This window comes from Arenimonas sp. SCN 70-307, assembly GCF_001724815.1.
In the GTDB taxonomy this organism is placed as follows: Bacteria; Pseudomonadota; Gammaproteobacteria; order Xanthomonadales; family Xanthomonadaceae; genus Arenimonas.
Genome location: NZ_MEDO01000009.1, coordinates 41,393 through 61,249, shown reverse-complemented (window position 1 = coordinate 61,249; position 19,857 = coordinate 41,393). Strand labels below are relative to the sequence as shown.

At 68.8% G+C, this 19,857-nt stretch carries 19 protein-coding genes; 6 read left to right on the top strand and 13 right to left on the bottom strand.

All coding sequences use genetic code 11. The features are described 5' to 3' along the window. Positions 1 to 32 precede the first annotated feature (32 nt). Positions 33 to 1,052 (top strand): WYL domain-containing protein, encoded by a 1,020-nt coding sequence (locus ABS41_RS04945; RefSeq protein WP_290591489.1) that lies wholly within the window; start codon positions 33 to 35, stop codon positions 1,050 to 1,052. A 12-nt stretch (positions 1,053 to 1,064) separates the two neighbouring features. Beyond that, positions 1,065 to 1,637, top strand: coding sequence for a DUF1643 domain-containing protein (locus tag ABS41_RS04940; RefSeq protein WP_290591487.1), 573 nt, complete (start codon positions 1,065 to 1,067; stop codon positions 1,635 to 1,637). A 22-nt stretch (positions 1,638 to 1,659) separates the two neighbouring features. Here the strand turns inward: ABS41_RS04940 and ABS41_RS04935 are convergent, their stop codons facing one another. Next, a complete protein-coding gene (locus ABS41_RS04935; RefSeq protein ID WP_290591485.1) occupies positions 1,660 to 2,496 on the bottom strand; it encodes a hypothetical protein in 837 nt (278 codons plus the stop codon). Between the two features lie 133 nt (positions 2,497 to 2,629). Between ABS41_RS04935 and ABS41_RS04930 the strand changes: the two genes are divergently transcribed. Next, positions 2,630 to 3,196, top strand: coding sequence for an NADPH-dependent FMN reductase (locus ABS41_RS04930; RefSeq protein WP_290591483.1), 567 nt, complete (start codon positions 2,630 to 2,632; stop codon positions 3,194 to 3,196). Between the two features lie 27 nt (positions 3,197 to 3,223). Here ABS41_RS04930 and ABS41_RS04925 read toward each other — a convergent pair whose 3' ends face one another. After that, positions 3,224 to 4,147: an SDR family NAD(P)-dependent oxidoreductase gene (locus ABS41_RS04925; RefSeq protein WP_290591481.1), complete on the bottom strand. Its 924-nt coding sequence runs from the start codon at positions 4,145 to 4,147 to the stop codon at positions 3,224 to 3,226. 47 nt (positions 4,148 to 4,194) lie between these two features. Further along, on the bottom strand, positions 4,195 to 5,241 hold the full coding sequence (pyrC, locus tag ABS41_RS04920) for a dihydroorotase (protein WP_290591479.1): 1,047 nt from the start codon (positions 5,239 to 5,241) through the stop codon (positions 4,195 to 4,197). A 172-nt stretch (positions 5,242 to 5,413) separates the two neighbouring features. Between pyrC and ABS41_RS04915 the strand changes: the two genes are divergently transcribed. Both ABS41_RS04915 and ABS41_RS04910 read left to right on the top strand, forming a co-directional pair. Then, positions 5,414 to 6,235, top strand: a complete 822-nt coding sequence (locus ABS41_RS04915) for a type IV toxin-antitoxin system AbiEi family antitoxin domain-containing protein (RefSeq protein ID WP_290591477.1) — start codon at positions 5,414 to 5,416, stop codon at positions 6,233 to 6,235. Next, positions 6,228 to 7,151 (top strand): nucleotidyl transferase AbiEii/AbiGii toxin family protein, encoded by a 924-nt coding sequence (locus tag ABS41_RS04910; protein WP_290591475.1) that lies wholly within the window; start codon positions 6,228 to 6,230, stop codon positions 7,149 to 7,151. Before ABS41_RS04915 ends, ABS41_RS04910 begins: the two co-directional genes overlap by 8 nt. 24 nt (positions 7,152 to 7,175) lie before the next feature. On the opposite strand, the gene ABS41_RS04905 is transcribed toward ABS41_RS04910, so the two are convergent. Further along, positions 7,176 to 7,859: a cupin domain-containing protein gene (locus ABS41_RS04905; protein WP_290591473.1), complete on the bottom strand. Its 684-nt coding sequence runs from the start codon at positions 7,857 to 7,859 to the stop codon at positions 7,176 to 7,178. Positions 7,860 to 8,000: 141 nt separating this feature from the next. Then, entirely contained in the window at positions 8,001 to 10,430 is a 2,430-nt protein-coding gene (locus ABS41_RS04900; RefSeq protein ID WP_290591471.1) for an alpha/beta hydrolase fold domain-containing protein, read from the bottom strand. A gap of 131 nt (positions 10,431 to 10,561) precedes the next feature. On the opposite strand from ABS41_RS04900, the gene ABS41_RS04895 reads away from it, so the two are divergent. After that, the gene (locus ABS41_RS04895; RefSeq protein ID WP_290591468.1) at positions 10,562 to 11,062 is read left to right on the top strand and encodes a DUF3293 domain-containing protein; all 501 of its coding nucleotides are present in this window, start codon (positions 10,562 to 10,564) and stop codon (positions 11,060 to 11,062) included. Here the strand turns inward: ABS41_RS04895 and ABS41_RS04890 are convergent. From ABS41_RS04890 to acnD, 8 genes are all read right to left on the bottom strand, one after another. Beyond that, complete coding sequence (locus ABS41_RS04890; RefSeq protein WP_290591465.1) at positions 11,059 to 11,781, bottom strand: hypothetical protein; 723 nt, start codon at positions 11,779 to 11,781, stop codon at positions 11,059 to 11,061. The genes ABS41_RS04895 and ABS41_RS04890 overlap by 4 nt on opposite strands. Then, positions 11,778 to 13,100 (bottom strand): amidohydrolase family protein, encoded by a 1,323-nt coding sequence (locus tag ABS41_RS04885; protein WP_290591463.1) that lies wholly within the window; start codon positions 13,098 to 13,100, stop codon positions 11,778 to 11,780. Before ABS41_RS04885 ends, ABS41_RS04890 begins: the two co-directional genes overlap by 4 nt. 111 nt (positions 13,101 to 13,211) lie before the next feature. Beyond that, positions 13,212 to 13,901 (bottom strand): SDR family oxidoreductase, encoded by a 690-nt coding sequence (locus tag ABS41_RS04880; RefSeq protein WP_290591461.1) that lies wholly within the window; start codon positions 13,899 to 13,901, stop codon positions 13,212 to 13,214. 56 nt (positions 13,902 to 13,957) lie between these two features. Then, the gene (locus ABS41_RS04875) at positions 13,958 to 15,295 is read right to left on the bottom strand and encodes a Fic family protein (RefSeq protein WP_290591458.1); all 1,338 of its coding nucleotides are present in this window, start codon (positions 15,293 to 15,295) and stop codon (positions 13,958 to 13,960) included. A gap of 94 nt (positions 15,296 to 15,389) precedes the next feature. Beyond that, complete coding sequence (gene prpF / locus ABS41_RS04870) at positions 15,390 to 16,583, bottom strand: 2-methylaconitate cis-trans isomerase PrpF (RefSeq protein ID WP_290591455.1); 1,194 nt, start codon at positions 16,581 to 16,583, stop codon at positions 15,390 to 15,392. Continuing rightward, entirely contained in the window at positions 16,580 to 16,897 is a 318-nt protein-coding gene (locus tag ABS41_RS04865; protein WP_290591452.1) for a type II toxin-antitoxin system RelE/ParE family toxin, read from the bottom strand. The genes prpF and ABS41_RS04865 overlap by 4 nt, the downstream gene beginning before the upstream one ends. 5 nt (positions 16,898 to 16,902) lie before the next feature. Beyond that, positions 16,903 to 17,145, bottom strand: a complete 243-nt coding sequence (locus ABS41_RS04860) for a type II toxin-antitoxin system ParD family antitoxin (protein ID WP_290591449.1) — start codon at positions 17,143 to 17,145, stop codon at positions 16,903 to 16,905. Between the two features lie 92 nt (positions 17,146 to 17,237). Next, positions 17,238 to 19,847 carry a Fe/S-dependent 2-methylisocitrate dehydratase AcnD gene (gene acnD, locus ABS41_RS04855; RefSeq protein ID WP_290591446.1) on the bottom strand — a complete coding sequence of 870 codons (2,610 nt, stop codon included), beginning with the start codon at positions 19,845 to 19,847 and terminating at the stop codon, positions 17,238 to 17,240. Between the last annotated feature and the right edge of the window lie 10 nt (positions 19,848 to 19,857).

Here is a 19,857-nt window from a genome sequence, read left to right as displayed (position 1 = left end):
TGGTGGGCAACTGGCCTTCCCCGGACGCCGCGATGCCGTCGACCCAGCAGACCCTGTTCCGCCAGTGGCTGATGCTCCAGGCCCTGCCCCGCGCCCCGCTGCGCACCACCGCGGCCGACATCGCCGACCGCCTCGCTGGCGAAGGCCACCGCATCAGCAAGCGCTCGGTCGAACGCGACCTGCAGGCGCTGTCCGAAGTGTTTCCGATCGAGTGCGACGACCGCAGCAAGCCCTACGGCTGGTCCTGGATGCGCAACGCGCCGTCCTTCAGCCTGCCGGGCATGTCGCCGCTGCAGGCCCTGGTGCTCAAGACGGCCGAGGTGCACCTCAAGGGCCTGCTGCCGGCCAGCCAGCTGGCGGAGCTCAAGCCCCTGTTCCAGCAGGCGAGCCAGACCCTCGGCACCAAGCCCAATCGCGAAGGCCTGGCCGCGTGGCCCCGCACCATCGCCGTGGTGCCGGCCACCCTGCCCCTCATTCCACCCGAGATCGACCCGGACGTGCTGCGCACCATCCATCAGGCGCTGATCGACCATCGCCAGGTCCGCATCACCTACCAGCCCCGGGCCACGAAGCAGACCAAGTCCTACGCCATCCACCCCATCGGGCTCATCCAGCGGGGTTCGGTGTCTTACCTGGCCTGCACGGTGGAGGACTTCGAGGATCCGCGACTTCTGGCCATGCATCGCATCCGCAAGGCAGAGGCACTGGATGCTGCCGCGAGGAAGCAGCCGCCCGAAGTCATGGAGGCGGCGAAGGCGATGGTGACCTCCGGCTTCAGCGATCGCGGGCCGATCAAGCTGGTGATGCGGATGGCCTCGGATGCCATCGCGCACATCGAAGAAAACCGTCTATCGGCGGACCAGACCATTTCGGAGACCGAAGATCCGAAGTGGATGCTAGTGAAAGCAAAAGTCAACGATACCGAGCAGCTGAGATGGTGGCTCTATGGCTACGCCGATCGAATTGTAATCGTCAGGCCGCTGGCTCTTCGCCGCACTTTTGCCAGCTCTTTACTCGATGCATGCGGTTTGTATTCAATTGAACAACGCTAAGGGGCTTTGATCATGCGAGTTGTCAAGCATATCGATGAAATTGACGTCTTCTCCATAGAAGCAAGATTCATTGAGGATCGTGCGCACAGGCTTTCGTTGTACATTCCTTTCAGGATCCCCCAGGGAAAGAAGGTTCTTTGCATCGTGGGCCAGAACCCAAGCGAGGCCGACGAGACCAGGGCGGACAACACCATTCGATTCCTGGAGAAGCTTGTTGTCTCCAAAAAGTTGCCATATCGGGCTATTCGTATGCTCAACCTGTTTACGCGAGTTGATACGAGGAAGGAAGAATCACGAGTTGATTCACGAGTAGCGTCATGGAGGGATCCAATCCTGGAGGCTGCCAGGTCGAATGACGACTTCTTGATGGTGTTTGGGAAGCTAAGTCGACAAGGAAACTACGACTTTCCAGCGAGAGCGCGCGAACTCAAAGCGCTACTTGCTCAGGAAGGAGTCACCAACATTCAAAAGTTGGGATTACATCCACCAGTGGCCTATGCGCCGCATCCCAGGAATCGAAGAATAGGGTACTGGAATCTGGAGATAGCCCTCGAACGGTACGACTTTGAGGATCTCGACGCCTGAGCTCAGAAGAAGGCGGTTGACTCTAAACTGCCCCTCCCTCCACCTGCACCACCGCCCTCATCGTATTCACATGGATCCCCACCACCTTCGCCAGCGGATCCTGGTACCCGCCCGCTAGATCCCAGGCCACAGGGATCCCCATCTCGCGCAGCCCCGCAAACACCCGCCAATCCCGCATCGCCAGCTGCTGCGTGGTGAGGAAGCCACCCAGTGGGTCGTCCACGTGCGGATCGGCGCCGGCCTGGTAGAGCACCAGGTCGCAGCGGGCCATGGCCTGCAGGTCGTGGTGGATGTTGTCGAGGAAGGCACGGGGGTCTGCGTCGTGGTGCCAGCGCTCGCCGGCGGTGATGTGCACGATGCCCTCGCGGCCCACGCGGTCGAGGATGTCGTCGGTGCCGTTGCCGTAGTGGTAGTCGTAATCGAGGATGCCCACGCGCAGGCCGGGGCGCTCTGCCCGCAGCGCCAGCGCGGCCACCATCAGGCCGTTGAAGGTGCAGAAGTCGGCGGCGCGGTCCCAGCCGGCGTGGTGGAAGCCCGACACGGGCGCGGCCACGGCGCCGCGCACCTCCAGCGCCCAGCGCGCGGCGGTCAGCAGCGCGCCGCTGGTCCAGGGCAGGCTGGCGGCCACTTCGGCACTGCGCGTGGCGAAGCCGTTGGGCCGGCGCAACGACAGCACGCCGTCCACGAACGCGGCGTCGTGCGCGAGGCACAGCTGCTCGCGCGTCACCGGCACCGGCGCGCGCACCTGCAGCCTCGGCCAGGCATCCAGCCAGGCGGCCATCACCGCGGCCGGCTTGGCGGCGCTGGGCGAGTAGCCCTGCGCCGGGGCGTTCATCAGTTCGCTGTAGACGACGCGCATGGCGGCTCCCCCTAAGCCCAGAGTCTCGCCGTTTCGGGTCTCAGGGAATGAGAGCAACTCGCCCCGGTTCACGCGCCTCTAACCGCCTGCCCCGAAAACTTGGCGATATCGTCACCACACAAGGAAATGTGCCATGACCCATACCGTTGGCTACCTCGTCGGCAGCCTCGCCAAGGCCTCCATCAACCGCAAGCTGGCCACCGCGCTGGCGAAGCTGGCGCCGGATTCGCTGCAGCTGCGCGAGATCCCCATCGCCGAGCTGCCGCTCTACAGCTACGACCATGACGCCGACTATCCGGCCGTGGCGCGCAAGTTCAAGGAATCCATCGAAGGCGTGGACGCGCTGCTGTTCGTCACGCCCGAATACAACCGATCCATCCCGGGCGGCCTGAAGAACGCGCTCGACTGGGCCAGCCGCCCCTGGGGCAAGAACAGCCTCACCGGCAAGCCGGGCGGCATCATCGGCACCTCGCCGGGCGCCATCGGCACCGCGCTGGCGCAGGCGCACCTGCGCAGCGTGCTGTGCTTCAGCAACGTGTCGCTGTTCAACGGCATGGAGGGCTACCTGCAGTTCAAGCCCGACCTGATCGACGACCAGGGCAATGTGTCCAACCCCGACACCGAGAAATTCCTGCGCAAGTACATGGACGCCTACGCGGCGTTCGTGAAGCAGCAGATCGCGGGCCGCGCGGCGGGCTGAGCCGCCGATTGAAAGCGCCGCCGGGGCTCAGGCCCGGGCGGCGCGTTCCGCCAGCCAGGCGGCCAGCGCCTGCGCATCGGCGCCTTCGCGGGTAAACCCGAAGGCATGCTCCGGGTCGCGCTGGCGGTCGAGCCAGATGCCCTCGCCCACCGGCGGCCGCACGGCGGCGAGCCACAGCGCGGTGTCGGCGCCTTCGTCGGCATTACGCAGCACGCGGCCAAACACCTTGCGGAAACCCGGCAGCGAGCTGCGCACGCCGTCGGTGTCCACCCAGCCCGGGTGCATCACCCAGGCCTTGGGCGCGTCGGGGCCCAGCGCGTTCCAGTGTTTCGTGAGTTCGACCTGGGCGCGCTTGTGCTGGGCGTAGGCGAGGAAGCCGTCGTGCGTCGCGGCGTCGCCGGCCTCGAGCTGCTCCAGCGCCAGCGCGGCGCCGTACATGCCGCCCGAGCTCATCGAAATGATGGCGCTGCGGGCGTCGAGCGCACCGGCCTCGCGCAGCGCGGCGTCCAGCACCCAGTGGCCCAGCAGGTTGGTGGCGAAGCTGCGCTCGGCGCCTTCGTCGGTGCGCCCGTACTCGTGCAGCATCACGCCCACGTTGTGCACCAGCACGTCCACGCGGCCCTGCGCGGCGATCTCGCCGGCGACGCGGCGCAGGTCGCGCATCAGCGACAGGTCCACCTGCACGGCTTCGATGCGGCCCGGGCCTCTCGCGTCGCGGGCCAGCGCGTAGAGCTTGGCCTTGTCGCGGGCCAGGGCCAGCACGGTGGCGCCGCGCGCGGCGGCGCCCAGGGCGATGGCGCGGCCGATGCCGCCGGTGGCGCCCGTCACCACCCAGCGCTGGCCGCTGAAGTCGGCCGCCAGCGGTGCGCGCACGCGGCGGCGGTAGCCGATGCGCGAGAACGGCAGCGCGAAACGCGCGTAGAAAACGAAGGCGCCGATGAGCTTTTTCATGGCGCCAAGATGCGACGGGGGATGCCGTTGCCAGGTGAAGACGGGCCTCAGCCCGCCAGGCCGTCCACCCGCCAGGCCAGCTCGGTGCCGGCGCGCAGGGGCACCAGGGCGGTGGCGCCCTCGCCCAGCTCGGCCGGGATCACCCAGGGCTCACGCACCAGGGTGATCGTGTCGGTGTTGCGCGGCAGGCGGTAGAAATCCGGGCCGTGGAAGCTGGCGAAGCCCTCCAGCTTGTCCAGCGCATTGTGCTGCTCGAACACCTCGGCGTAGAGCTCGATGGCGCCGTGCGCGCTGTACATGCCGGCGCAGCCGCAGCTCGACTCCTTGGCGCCGCGGGTGTGCGGGGCGCTGTCGGTGCCCAGGAAGAACTTGGGGCTGCCGCTGGTGGCGGCGGCCACCAGGGCCACGCGGTGCTCCTCGCGCTTGAGCACGGGCAGGCAGTAATGGTGCGGGCGGATGCCGCCCTGGAAGATGGCGTTGCGGTTCATCAGCAGGTGGTGCGGCGTGATGGTGGCCGCCACGTTGGCCGGCGCCGCCGCCACGAACTCGGCGGCCTGCCGCGTGGTGATGTGCTCGAGCACGATGCGCAGCTTCGGGTAGCGCTGCACCAGCGGGCGCAGCAGGGTTTCGATGAACACGGCCTCGCGGTCGAACACGTCCACGTGCGCGTCGGTCACCTCGCCGTGCACCAGCAGCGGCAGGTCGTGCTGCTCCATGGCGGCGAGCGCGGCGTGGCAGTTGTCGATGTGCTTCACGCCGGAATCGGAATTGGTGGTGGCGCCGGCCGGGTACCACTTCACCGCGTGCACGTAGCCGCTGGCCTTGGCCTCGGCGATGTCGGCCGGGCTGGTGCGCTCGGTGAGGTAGAGCGTCATCAGCGGCTCGAAGGCCAGGCCCTTGGGAAGCGCCGCCAGGATGCGCTCGCGGTAGGCGCCGGCCAGCGTCGCGTTCACCACCGGCGGCACCAGGTTGGGCATGACGATGGCGCGGGCGAAGCGGTGCGCGGTATCGGGCAGCACGCGCGCCAGCATCTCGCCGTCGCGCAGGTGCAGGTGCCAGTCGTCGGGGCGGGTGATCGTGAGGCGGGTGGTCATGGCGGCGGCTTCAGGGGTCCCGGAACAGGCGTCATTGTCGCCGATTGCTGCAATCGGCATCGACAATCGCTGGTTTGCCTACCCAATGAAAAGCTAAGCCTGAGTTACTAAAATCAATTCACGGCGAACCATTCGCTTGCATTTGGTTTTGCAAATCACTATTTTACTAACTATGGCTGAGCAAAATCGTCAAAAGCTGAACCGCCTGCTGGCCGAGCTCGGGGACGCCGACTTCGTATCGGCACGCTGGCTGCGCGGCCACGGCTATTCCACGGCGCTGGTCGCGGGGTACGTGAGGAGTGGCTGGCTGCGCTCTCCGGCCCGCGGCGTGTACATGGCGGCGGCCGGCGTAGCCACCTGGGAGGGTGCACTGCACTCCTTGCAGCAGCGCGAGCAACTGCGGCTCCATGCCGGGGCCCGATTCGCTCTCGCACTACACGGGCACGAGCACTACCTGCGGATGCAGGGCGTACGCGAAGCCACGCTTTACGGTCCGGATCGCCTTCCGGGGTGGGCCTCCGTCCTGGCCGTGGACGTTCGCTTCCTGCACGGTGGCCTGGGCCCATTCCCGCCCGTTGGATTCGGCTTTTCGGCAGATGCCCCTGACGATCGGTTGAGCGAGGAAGGGCTGGAGCGCCTGGTGGTCTCCTCGACTACGGAATGGGTCGTCGTCGCGAGCGCCGAGCGCGCAATGCTCGAGTTGTGCCACGAAGCGCGCGACGCTGCCGACGTGCATGAGGCCCATGCGACGATGCAGGGGATGAGTGGACTTAGACCGTCGGAGTTGAGCGGATTGCTCAGGCGGTGCCAAAGCATCAAGGCGAAGCGCCTGTTCCTTGCCCTGGCCAATCGCGCCAACCACGCATGGCTTGAGCGACTCGACACGAGTGGCGTTGATCTCGGACGGGGAAAGCGGGCGTTCTTCCCTGGCGGGCGGCTGGACGCGCGCTATCAGATAACCTTGCCTGCGGATCTGGAGTCCTCGCTTGGATAAGCGCTACGCGGATCGCGTTGCCCTGCTGGTGGCGATCCTTCCGCACCTTGCCCGGGAGCCTGACTTCGCGCTCAAGGGCGGCACGGCAATCAACCTCTTTGAGCATGACCTGCCCCGCCTGTCCGTCGACATCGACCTGGGCTGGCTACGCGCGCAATCATTCGAAGAAGACGCCGCGCTGATCCGCGAAGCCTTGGGCAGGCTGGCGGATACGCTGGCCAAGCCACCCTTGAAACTTGATGTCGTGCTTTCACGCCCGGCCGGGGCCGGCACGCTGCATCGCATCGTTGCCAGCCGTCGGGGCGCACAGGTGCAGATAGAGACGTCGCCCGTCATGCGCGGCACTGTCCACCCGACGCGCACCATGGTGCTTCAGCCTTCCATCGAGAAGCAGTTTGGCTTCGCGAGCACGCGGGTATTCCACTTCGCCGACCTGTATGCCGGGAAGATGGCCGCTGCGCTGTCGCGGCAACATCCCCGTGACCTGTTCGATGTTCGGTTGCTGCTTGGAACCCATGGCATCAGCGATGAGCTGTGGCGAACTTTCCTCGTCTACCTGACGGCCAGCCCAAAGCCTGCAGCTGAGTTGCTCGACCCTGCAGCCCCGGTCGACTTCGACAGGGTATTTGCCGCGCAGTTCGAGGGCATGACCCGGGAGGCCGTCACGCCTGAGGACCTGCTGGAGGCCAGGGCAAGGCTCCTGGCTGAAATCAGGCGCCGGCTGGATGGCCCATCACGTGATTTCCTGCTCTCCGTGGAGCAGGAGCGTGCCGATTTCGCACTGATTGGTTTGCCTCAGGCGGCATTGCTGCCGGGAGTCAGATGGAAGCTCCAGAACCTCGAGAGACGTGACGAAAACAAGCGGAGCGCCGACCTGTCCAAATTGATCGCCGTGCTCAAGCAAGCCGGTCGCTGAGGTTGGTCGCCGCCCGTTGCCGCCCTAGTTCTCCAGCCAAGGCCGCAGCCGCTCCTCGTCCAGGTGCCCCACCTTCACCAGAATCCGCGCCCCCTCGCGGGTGAACGGCGCGTGCCGCGACAGGTGCGGGCTGCGCAGCCAGCTGCCGGCCGGATAGCGGCCATGCTCGTCCTCGAACACCCCGCTCAGCACCAGGATTTCCTCGCCGCCGAAATGCGTATGCGGCTGGAACACGGTGCCCGGCGCCCAGTCCACCAGCGCCGTGTGCTCGGTGCCGAAGGAATGCAGCGGCATCACCCGCAGCCCCGGCACCAGGCCGGGGCGCCACTCGCCGCGGGCGGTGTCGATGGCCACGGTGGCGTCGTCGCCGGGGGCGAACTGGCGCAGCTTCACGAACAGGGTGCAGCCCGGCACGCTGCGCGGCGCGTGGCGCGAGCCGTCGGGGTTGCGCAGGTAGCTGCCCGGGCCGAAGTCGCCGCGCTCGTCGCTGAAGACGCCGTCGAGCACCAGGATTTCCTCGCCCATCGGGTGAGTGTGTTCGGGGAAGGCCGAGCCCGCGGCGTAGCGCACTAGGCTGGTGGCGCGGGCCTGCTCGCCGCCGATGCGATCCAGCAGGCGGCGATCCACGCCCGGGGAGGGCGAGGGCTGCCAGGGGCTGTCGTCGGGGCGGATGACGACGCGCTGTGAGAAATCGGCGTTGAGGCGCATGTCGTGAGTATGCGATGGGGGTTGTGGACGGGGCGTGGCCCTCTCCCCCGGCCCCTCTCCCGCAAGGGGAGAGGGGAGCAAGGCTCGCGATGTGAGCCCCTCTCCCCTTGCGGGAGAGGGGTTGGGGAGAGGGGATCGGCCTCAGCCGCTGAACTCGAATGCGCCCCAGCCCACTCGCCGCAGGCCCTGCACGTACTCCCGCGTGTGGCCCGGGAAGATGGCCACCACCTTGCCGTCGTCCATGCGGTACCAGCTGCGGCACTGCGCCCACACCGAGCGGCCCAGGCGCGCCTGCAGCGCCGCGTTGTGCCCGCGCATGGCCTCTTCGCGCACCTCGATGGCCTGGTGGCCGCCCTCTTCCACGGCGCGCATGCACTCGATGGCGTGGCGCACCGCCGGCTCGATGAAGAGCAGCGTGGAGGTGTGGCCGGTGGCGGTGTTCGGCCCCAGCATCAGGTAGAGGTTCGGGAAGCCGGCCACGTGGATGCCGTGGAAGGCCTCGGGGCCGTCCTTCCAGGCCTCGGCCAGGGTGCGGCCGTCGCGGCCGCGCACCTGCAGCGACTGCAGCGGGTGCACGGTGTCGAAGCCAGTGGCGCAGACCAGGGCATCCAGCGGAATGTCCTGGCCGTCGGCCGTGCGGATTCCGGTGGGCGTGAGGCGCTCGATGCCATCGGTCACCAGCCGCACGTTCGGCTGCACCAGCGTCGGGTAGTAATCGCTGGAATAGATGATGCGCTTGCAGCCCAGCGGGTAGCTGGGCTCGAGCTTCGCGCGCAGCGCCGGGTCGGGCAGCTGCACGCGGCGGTGGCGCGCCGCCCACCAGAGCATGAAGCGGCGCATCAGCGTCCCGTCCTGGAAACCGCGGCGGCCGAGCTCGAGGAACCACACCCAGCCATGGCGCACCGCCCAGGCATAAGGCGGCAGGCGCGCGAGCAGGCCGTCGAACCAGAAGTAGCGGCGCTCGAGGCGCGGCAGGATCCAGTTCGGCGTGCGCTGGAACACCTGCAGGCTGGCGGCCTCGCGCGCGATGGGCGGCACCAGCTGCACGGCGGTCGAGCCGGTGCCGATCACGCCCACGCGCTTGCCGGCCAGCGGCGCGTTGGCATCCCAGCGCGCGGAGTGGAGCTTGAAGCCCTGGAATTGGTCCAGGCCCGGGATGTCGGGCCAGCGCGGCTGGCTCAGCGGGCCGGTGCTGCAGATGAAGTGGCGCGCCACCAGCGTGTCGCCACTATTCGTTTGCAGGTGCCACAGGCCGGAGGCTTCGTCGAAATGCGCTTCGGTCAGGCGCGTGCCCAGGCGCAGGCGTGCGCTGAGGCCGCGTTTGTCGGCCAGCGCCTGCTGGTATTCGTGGATTTCGGGCGCGTTGGCGAAGCGCTGCCGCCAGCGCGGGTTGGGCGCGAAGGAAAAACTGTAGGCCGGCGCGGGCACGTCCACCTGTGCGCCCGGGTAGCGGTTGTCCCACCAGGTGCCGCCGAGGCCTTCGGATTGCTCGAGCATGACGAAGTCGTGCAGGCCGGCCTTCTGCAGCTGGATGGCGGCGCAGAGGCCGGACATGCCGGCGCCCAGGATCACGACGTCGTGGGTGGGGCGGCCCCCTCTCCCCAACCCCTCTCCCACGAAGGGAGAGGGGCTTACAGTGCTTTGCTCCCCTCTCCCCTTGTGGGAGAGGGGCCGGGGGAGAGGGCCCGCGCGATCGAGCGCGCGCGACACGAACCAGCCAATGCGCGCCACCGCCGCATCCGCCGCCGCCAGTTGCCCGGCATGCAGCTGGAACACATGCCAGACGCCCTCGCTGAAGTCGCGCACCACGTCGACACCGGACGCCTGCAGTTTCTCCACCAGCGCCTCGCACTGCGGCCGCAGCAGGTCGTCGCTGCCGAACTGCACCAGCGTGGGCGGCAGGCCGCGCAGGTCGGCCAGCAGCGGCGAGACCTTGGGGTTGGCGAGATCGTGGCCGGCGTAGGCGCGGTGGTTGCTGCGGGCCCAAGTCGGATTCAGTATCGCCTCGCCCTTGGGCGGTGCCAGCGCCGTCTCTTCGCGAAGATCACCCAGCGGGGCCAGCAGCACGAGCGCCGCCGGCGCCGGCAGGTTCTGTTCGCGCAGCTCCAGCGCCAGCGCGAGCGCCAGGCCACCACCGGCGGAGTCGCCCGCCACCACGACCGGGCCGCGCGCGGCGAGCTCGCGGTAAACCGCCAGCGCATCGTGCAGCGCGGCGGGGAATGGATGCTCGGGCGCAAGGCGGTAATCGGCCACGTGCACCGGCACGCCGCACTGCCGCGCCAGCCAGGCCCCCAGCGTGCGATGCGTGCGTGGCGAACCGGTGGTGTAGCCGCCGCCGTGCAGGTAGAGCACGGCGCCCTCGCGCACGGCCGGGGCGCGCGGGTCGCGCCAGGTTTCGCAGGCGATGCCGCCCAGGGTTTGATCTTCGCGCGTGATGCCCTGGGGGAACACGCCGATGGCGGAAAGGGCCTGCATCCAGCGTCGCTGGAAGGGATAGCCAAAGCGCGGGGTGAGGACGGGCTTGAGGAGGAGGCGCAGGGTGGTGCGCAGGAGGAAGGCGGGGGCGTGCATGGGGGGAGGATAGCGAAAAGCGGCCCTCTCCCCCGGCCCCTCTCCCGCAAGCGGGAGAGGGGAGACAAGCGCGCTTTGAGCCCCTCTCCCGCTTGCGGGAGAGGGGTTGGGGAGAGGGGTATGCTCTTCGCATGAGCCCACACGCCACCTACCCACCCCCGCCCGCCATGATGGCCGCCTTCGCCGACGCCGTTTACCGCGTCTACGACCAGGGCCAGCGCATCGACCTGCAGCTCGGCCAGCCCAATCCCGCCATGGCCGCGGTGCTCGCGCGCCACGGCGCCACGCACGGCGGCCTGGTCACCGGCGAGAACCCGTTCGGGCAGACGCAGTCGGCGCAGGAGAATGCTGCCGCGAACGCCGCGCTCGCCGAAGCCATCGACGCGCTCGGCCTGCCGCGCCTGCCCTCCGACGGCGGCAGCGAAGACGGCAGCTGGAACGAGCCGGGGTTCCTGGTCATCGGCGGCGAGGGCCAGCCGGTGGATGCGCTGGCGCGTCGCTTCCGCCAGGCCGCCTGGGTACGCATCGAGGCCGATGGCAGCGCCCATCTCGCGGCCTGCGCGTATCCGCTGGCCAGCAGCGGGCTCACGCCGTGCTGGCCCCCGCACGTGCTCGCGGACGACGCGGGCTAGAACCGCCAGCTCGCGCCCAGCAGCGGGCCGGCCAGGCGCGCGTCGAGACGCGTGCCGCCGTCACGGTAGTCGAGGCTCAGCACGCGCACGCCGCCGCTGAAGACCCAGCGCTCGCCGGGCTGGTAGTTGAGCGTGGCGAGCCACTGGTAGGTGCTATCCGAACCCGAGCCGCCGACGCCGGCATCGACGTAACCCAGCAGCGACCACTTCGGCGACAGCGCGATGTTCGCGCGCGCGGCCACCAGCGGGTCGGTGAAGGTGAGGCCCGGCGAGCGCGACACGCCCACGAGCGGCACGTCCACCTGGGCATCGATGTCCCAGCGGCGCAGGCCGGCGAGCAGGTCGATCGTGAAGCGCTCCTCGTCCATCACCCGCCAGCCCGCGGCCAGCGTCAGCGAGCTTTGCTCCAGCTTGCCCTCGGCCGGGACACCGGGCGGCACCCGGCCCTCCTTCGACGAAGACGAGGTGCTGAAGTCGGCCAGCAGCACCAGCCGGTCGCGGCGCGCGAAGCCCGAGATGAAGAAGGCGCCGTCGCTGTCCTCCAGCACCTCGCTGAAGGACTTGTTGATGCTGACGGTGGGCGCGCCGGTGAAGGGCGTGAGCGTGCCGCCCAGGGCCGAGCCCCAGAGGTAGGGCGTCACCTGTCCCGTCCACTCGCCCTCGTCGGCGTGGGCGGGCGCGGCGAGCGCGAGGGCGAGCAGCAGCGGCGTGGTTTTCATTTCGGCTCCTTGATGAGGGCGCCGTCCTTCATGATGACGACGAAATTCCTCGTCGGGTCGGCGACCAGTTCGAGATTGGCCAGCGGGTCGCCGTCGACCAGGATCAGGTCGGCCAGCGCGCCTTCGCGCACCACGCCCAGCTCGCCCTGGTAGGGCGATCGCGGGCCGGAAAGCGCCAGCAGCTGGGCGTTGTCGTGGGTGGCGAGCTTGAGGATTTCGGCCGGCGTGAACCAGGGCCTGAGCCGGAGCAGGTAGGCGGTCTGCTCCTTGTTCACCGCCGGATCGAACAGGATGTCGGTACCCCAGGCCAGCTTCACGCCGGCGGCCTTCGCCCGGGCCCAGACGTGCTGCTGCGCATCGATCACCGGCTTGCGCTTGGCGCGGCGCGAGGGCGCCATGGTTTCCGAATCCTCCTGCAGCATCTGCAGGCTCAGCCACACGCCCTTCTCGGCCATCAGCGCCAGGGTCTCGTCGTCGAGCAGCTGGCCATGCTCGATGCACTTCACGCCGGCTTCGATGGCGCGGCGCACCGACCTGGCGTGGTAGGCGTGCACGGTGACGTAGGTGTTCCAGTCGTCGGCGGCCTCGACAGCGGCGCGCATTTCGTCGAGCGTGTACTGGGTGACGTCGAGCGGGTCGTAGTCCGAGCTGGTGCCGCCGCCGGCCATGATCTTGATCTGGCTGGCGCCGAAGCGCAGGTTCTCGCGCGTGGCGGTGAGCACGTCGTCGCGTCCGTCGACGATCCAGGTGGCGCCCAGCTGCTCGGCGCGCGAGAGCTTGCCGGTGAAGCGGCGCGGGCCTTCGTGCGGCGCGCGCAGGTCGCCGTGGCCGGAGGTCTGGCTCAGGTGCGCGCCCGAGGGCCAGATGCGCGGGCCCTTCACCTTGCCGGCGTCGATGGCGGCCTTGAGCGGGAAGACCGGCCCGCCCATGTCGCGCACGCTGGTGACGCCGCGCAGCAGCATCTGCTCTGCGCCCACGGCGGCGGCGCGGCCCGCCGACTCGGGCGTGAGTTCGGGCGACTGCAGCGTGGCCATGTCCATGGCGCTGAAGGTCATGTGCACGTGCACGTCGATCAGGCCGGGCATCAGGGTGCGGCCCCGGCCGTCGATGACGCGCGCGCCCTCGGTGGATACCGTCGGGCCGATGGCCTCGATGCGGTTACCGCTCACGCGCACGTTGGTGGGCTCGCTCAGCGCCGGCCCGACGCCATCGAACACGCGTACGCCCTGGAACACGATGGCGTCCTGCGCCGCCGCCGGCGCACCGGCCAGGACGGCCCCCAGGACCAGCGACGACGCGAGCTTCCCGGTCGACTTCATGTGTTGCTCCCCTGCTCCCTTGTCATCGGGAACGCGCTGGCATCCGCGGCGCGGACGCCCTTGCCGCAGTCTCACCCGGGGATGTGAAGCCGGCGTGGAGCCGGCACGGGCTCAGACCCGGCCGGTCACCGGGATCAGGGCGCCGGTGATGGCCGCGGCCTCGTCCGAAAGCAGGAAGGCGATGGTGGCCGCCAGCTGCGCTGGCTGTACCCAGCGGCCGACATCGGCGTCGGGCATGTCGGCGCGGTTGGCCGGCGTGTCGATGATGCTGGGCAGCAGCGCGTTGACGGTGATGCCGCGGTCCTTGAGTTCCTCGGCCAGCGCCTCGGTCAGGCGCATCACGCCGGCCTTCGAGGCGGCGTAGGCGCCCATGCCCGCGCCCGCCTTCACCGCGCCGTTGGCGCCGATGTTGACGATGCGGCCGCCGTCCGGCAGGTGCGGCAGCGCGGCCTGGGTGGCGGCGACGGCCGTGCGCAGGTTCATCTGGTAGAGCTTGTCCCAGGTGGCGAGCGCGCCGCCCTGCACTTTCTCCCAGGCGAAGCCGCCGGCGATGTTCACCAGGCCGTGCAGGCCGCCGTGGGCGCGGGCGATGGCGTCGAAGGCGGCCTTCGCCGCGGCGCCGTCGCCGAGGTCGACGCCGCCGTGCACGTGGGCGGCGCCCAGCGAGGCCGGGTCGCGCGGCGCGGCGGCCACGTCGATGGCGACGACGGTGGCGCCCTGCGCGAGCAGCCGCTGGACCACCGCGCTGCCGAGGAAGCCGAAGGCGCCCGTGACGGCGATGGTCTTTCCGGAAAGGGACATGGCGGGCTCCTGCAGTGTGTTGCGCGGAGTTTAACCGAGCGCGCGTGTGCGCCGGTTCACGCCGGCGCTGCGCCCAGACGGTTCCCAAGATCGGCGGGGGCCGAGAAGATTCGGGTTCGCCCCGAGCGTTCCCGTTCATCGAGAAAGCCCTTTGACGCCAATTCGAGGAGGTCGGCACGTGCGGTTGCGAAGGCAACCGCATGGCTCGCGCGATGGGACTCGATGGTGTAACGAAAGCCAGGGTGGCGCAGCGCGTGGGCCAACAAGGCCCGCTGTCGGTGGTTCAGTTTTTGCTCCGCGCGCATGCGCCGGTCGATCTGCTCGAGCTGCTTCGTCTTCTCGTCGAGGTACGCCCGCAGCGAATCGATCGCCTTTTCAAGGGCACGAAGCTGGTGGATGACGAAATAGGTGACGTCGTTCCCGTCGGTCTCGGTATGCAGGAAGGCCCGCTTGTACTGGCCCTGGGCTTGCTTGAGAACACGGGAGATCGACAGGAATTCAGCCAGTTCATAGCCCTGGTTGAGCATGCCCCAGTAGAAAAGTGCCCGCGCCGTGCGGCCATTGCCATCCACGAACGGGTGGTCGTATGCCAGCATGAAGTGCAGCAGGATCGCGCGCACCACGGGATGCACGTAACCGAGGTGGTGGGCCTGGCCGTTGGCGAAATCGCACAGCCGCTGAAGGCGCTCCGGCAGCTCGAAGGCATCTGGCGGCTCATGCAGCACGGCGCCATCGATGTTGTCCATGACCTTGACGCGCGGTTCCCCCGGAAGCTGCAGCCTACCGGCGTCCTCGGGGCTTTCCAGCGTGTGCAGGGTGAGTATGCGCTGGATCTCGCGAACTACCGCCGGGGTCAGTGTTTCCCGGTCCTGGCTACGGATGAACTCCATGGCTCGGTAGTTGTTGAATATCATCTGTTCGCTCGGGGTCCGCGGCGCGCGTCCCGAGCGCAGCATTTCCGATGCGACCTGTCGGGTGGTCGAGGCACCTTCCATCTGGCTCGAAGTGATGGCCTCTTCGATCAGACCGCTGACCAGATAGCGATCGCGCATCTCGCTGGTGGCCAACCCGCTGAGGGCGTCACGCCTGCCACCCAGGGCCATGTCGATCCGGTGCAACAGCTCCACGATGCAGTCGGTCATACCGAACTGGAACGGATTGCCGTGACGGTCAGTGAATGGCAGGGGCCGCAGTGCGCCCGTGCGCCGGAGCTTCAGGGCGAACCACCAGTCGGAAGAGGTGGCGCCGGCCGGCGGTGGCCGGTGCCGCAGTTCGTCCCAGTGCATGTAGCGCATGTCGTCGAGGCCCGCCTGGAGCGCGAACGCACGGGCAAACGCCGCCGGGTCGGTCCGGGCAAGGTCGGCTAGGCTGGGCGGGGACTCAGGGATGGCCACGGCAGTTATCAATTTAGGGAAAATCGATAATATCAGCCGCCACAATATTATCAATATGAGAATAATTGATACATAATTGCCGGTCCCGGACGATTCACGCCGGCGGGCTGTCGGCGGGCACGCGCACCGCGCCTTCCATCAGCACGCGGGCGCTGCGGCTCATGATGGCCTTGCGCACGACCCACTGGCCGCCCTCGTGGGCGGCCTCGGCGCCCACGCGCAGGGTGCCGCTGGGGTGGCCGAAGCGCACGGCCTGGCGCGGGCCGCCGCCGGCGGCCTCGTTCACCAGCGTGCCCGGGATGGCCGCGGCGGTGCCGATGGCCACGGCGCAGGTGCCCATCATGGCGTGGTGCAGCTTGCCCATGCTCAGCGCGCGCACGCACAGGTCGATGTCGGCGGCGGCGAGGCGCTTGCCGCTGCTGACGACGTGATCAACGGGCGGCGCGACGAAGGCGATCTTGGGCGTGTGCTGGCGCTTGGCCGCTTCGCCCACGTCCTTGATCAGGCCCATGCGCACGGCGCCGTGCGCGCGAAGGGTTTCGAAGCGGGCGAGCGCGGCCGGGTCGCCGTTGATGGCGTCCTGCAGCTCGGTGCCGGTGTAGCCGATGTCCCTGGCGCGCACGAAGATCGTCGGGATGCCGGAGTTGATCATCGTGGCTTCGAAGCTGCCCACGCCCGGGACCTCCAGCACGTCCACCAGGTTGCCGGTCGGGAACAGCGCGCCGCCGTCCTCGCCCTCGTCGGCCGGGTCCATGAACTCGAGCACGATCTCGGCCGCCGGGAAGGTGACGCCGTCGAGCTCGAAATCGCCGGTTTCCTGCACTTCTCCGTTGGTGATGGGCACGTGGCAGACGATGGTCTTGCCGATGTTGGCCTGCCAGATGCGCACCGGGAACACGCCGTTCTCCGGCAGCCGCGACTTGTCGATGAAGCCGTTGGCGATGGCGAAGGGGCCCACGGCGGTGCTGAGGTTGCCGCAGTTGCCGCTCCAGTCCACGAAGGCGGTGTCGATCGACACCTGGCCGTAGAGGTAGTCCACGTCGTGGCCGGGCTGCGTGCTCCTGCTGAGGATCACGCACTTGCTGGTGCTCGAGGTGGCGCCACCCATGCCGTCGGTGTGCTTGCCGTACGGATCGGGCGAACCGATGACGCGCATCAGCAGCGCATCGCGCGCCGGGCCGGGCACGCGCGCGGCTTCGGGCAGGTCCCCGAGGCGGAAGAACACGCCTTTGGAGGTGCCGCCGCGCAGGTAGGTGGCGGGGATCTTGAGCTGCGGTGCGTGGGTCATTTGGGTTCCTTGGAGCCGTGCATCCATCCGGCGACATCGCGTTGCGAATGCAGCACGCGCCACACATCGAGATGGGGTTCGCGGTCGAAGTAGAAAATCAGGTGGGGGAACGTGTGCATCGGCCAATGGCGCAGCGACTCGATCCTCAGCAGATCGGCGTACCGGCCCGATCCGATGCCTGGGTTGCTGGCGAGACGCCCGAGGGCCGTTTCGAGCTCGTCGGCGAAGGCGGTCTCCAGCGCAACGCCGCCTTGTACGCCATACCAGGCCGCGGCTTCGGAGACATCGCCCAGCGCAAGGGGGTGCCAGCGCACCCGCCTCACTTCGCGCGCGCCCTGGCCCTGGCCTGCGCACGCATCTTGTCGAAGAAATCGGCCTCCATGGGCACCGGCGGCCCGGACTCCAGGCCTTCCATCAGCAGGCCGCGCAGCTTCTCGATGTCACGCTGCTTTCGGATCAGCTCGCGCAGGTATTCGCTGCTCGAGCCGTAGGCGTGCTCGGCCACCTGGGCATCGACGAACGCCTTCAGGTCGTCGGGCAGCGAAATGTTCATGGTGGCCATGGCGGACTCCTATGGCAAAGATTGCCATCGAAGTTTACGCCGGCCCCCGGGCCCCGGCAATGCACCAAAGACCCGTCCTGCCGTCAGTGGATTCAGGCGACCTTCGCCGACTCCAGGAAGTCCTGGGCGAAGCGCTGCAGCACGCCGCCGGCTTCGTAGATCGAGACTTCCTCGTCGGAGTCCAGGCGGCAGCGCACGGGTACTTCCAGGCGCTCGCCGTTGCGGCGGTTCACCACCAGGGTCAGCGTGGCGCGGGGGGCGCGCTCGCCGAGTACGTCGTAGGTCTCGGTGCCGTCCAGGCCCAGGGTCTTGCGAGTGGTGCCGGGCAGGAACTCCAGCGGCAGCACGCCCATGCCGATCAGGTTGGTGCGGTGGATGCGCTCGAAGCCCTCGGCGACGATGGCCTCCACGCCGGCCAGGCGCACGCCCTTGGCGGCCCAGTCGCGGCTCGAACCCTGGCCGTAGTCGGCGCCGGCGATGATGATCAGCGGCTGGCCGCGGTCCATGTAGGTTTCGATCGCCTCCCACATGCGCATCACCTTGCCTTCCGGCTCCACGCGCGCCAGCGAGCCCTTCCTCACCGCGCCGTCCACCACCGCCATCTCGTTGAGCAGCGTGGGGTTGGCGAAGGTGGCGCGCTGCGCGGTCAGGTGGTCGCCGCGATGCGTGGCGTAGGAATTGAAGTCCTCTTCGGGCAGGCCCATCTTCGCCAGGTATTCGCCGGCGGCGCTGTCGGCCAGGATGGCGTTCGAGGGCGAGAGGTGGTCGGTGGTGATGTTGTCGCCCAGCAGCGCCAGCGGGCGCAGGCCCTGCAGCGTGCGCGGCTTGGCGAGCGCGCCTTCCCAGTAGGGCGGGCGGCGGATGTAGGTGCTCATCTCGCGCCAGTCGTAGAGCGGGCTCACCTTCGCGGCGCTCTCCACGGCGATCTTGAACATCGGCTCGTACACGGCGCGGAACTGCTCGGGCTTCACGGCCGCCTTCACGATCGCGTCGATTTCGGCGTCGCTCGGCCACAGGTCCTTGAGCAGGATCGGCGTGCCGTCGGCGCGGTGCCCCAGCGCGTCGCGCTCGATGTCGAAGCGGATGGTGCCGGCGATGGCATAGGCCACCACCAGCGGCGGCGAGGCCAGGAAGGCCTGCTTGGCGTAGGGATGGATGCGGCCGTCGAAGTTGCGGTTGCCGCTGAGCACGGCGGTGGCGTAGAGATCGCGATCGATGATTTCCTGCTGGATCTTCGGGTCCAGCGCGCCGCTCATGCCGTTGCAGGTGGTGCAGGCGAAGGCGACGATGCCGAAGCCCAGCTTCTCGAGCTCGGTCTTCAGGCCCGCTTCCTCGAGGTAGAGCGCCACGGCCTTCGAACCCGGCGCCAGCGAGCTCTTCACCCAGGGCTTGCGCACCAGGCCCAGCGCGTTCGCCTTCTTCGCCAGCAGGCCCGCCGCGATGACGTTGCGCGGGTTGGAGGTGTTGGTGCACGAGGTGATGGCGGCGATGATCACCGCGCCGTCGGGCATCAGGCCCTCGGCTTCCTGCGCGCGTGCGGCCTCCATGTTGCCGGCGATGCCCTTGGCGGCGAGGTCGGTGGTCGCCACGCGCGCGTGCGGGTTCGAGGGGCCGGCCATCGTGCGCACCACGCCCGAGAGGTCGAAGTGCAGCGTGCGCTCGTACTGCGCGGTGGCCAGGGCGTCGGCCCACAGGCCGGCGGTCTTGGCGTAGTTCTCCACCAGCGCCACCTGCTCGTCGCTGCGGCCGGTCAGGCGCAGGTAGTCGAGGGTGTTGCCGTCGATGAAGAACATGGCCGCGGTGGCGCCGTACTCGGGCGCCATGTTGGAGATCGTGGCGCGGTCGCCCAGGGTCAGGGCCGCGGCGCCTTCACCGCGGAACTCGAGGTACGCGCCCACCACCTTCTGCTTGCGCAGGAACTCGGTGAGCGAGAGCACGATGTCGGTGGCGGTGATGCCCGGCTGCGGCCTGCCGGTCAGCTCGACGCCGATGATGTCGGGCAGGCGCATCCACGAGGCGCGGCCCAGCATCACGTTCTCGGCCTCGAGGCCGCCCACGCCGATGGCGATCACGCCCAGCGCGTCCACGTGCGGCGTGTGGCTGTCGGTGCCCACGCAGGTGTCGGGGAAGGCAACGCCGTCCTGGACGTAGATGACCGGCGACATCTTCTCCAGGTTGATCTGGTGCATGATGCCGTTGCCCGGCGGGATCACGTCCACGTTCTTGAACGCCAGCTTCGTCCAGTCGATGAAGTGGAAGCGGTCGGCGTTGCGGCGGTCCTCGATGGCGCGGTTCTTGGCGAAGGCATCCGGGTCGTAGCCGCCGCATTCGACCGCAAGCGAGTGGTCCACGATCAGCTGCACCGGCACCACCGGGTTCACCTGGGCCGGGTCGCCGCCCTGGTCGGCGATGGCGTCGCGCAGGCCGGCCAGGTCCACCAGCGCCGTCTGGCCCAGGATGTCGTGGCAGACCACGCGGGCCGGGAACCAGGGGAAGTCCATGTCGCGCCGGCGCTCGATGAGCTGGCGCAGCGAGTCGTCGAGCGTGGCCGGATCGCAGCGGCGCACCAGGTTCTCGGCCAGCACGCGCGAGGTGTAGGGCAGCCCGTCCCAGGCGCCCGGCTGCAGGGCCTCGACCGCCTCGCGGGCGTCGAACCAGTGCAGGGAGGTGCCGGGAAGCGGCTTGCGGTGCTTGGCGTTCATGGGCGGGCTC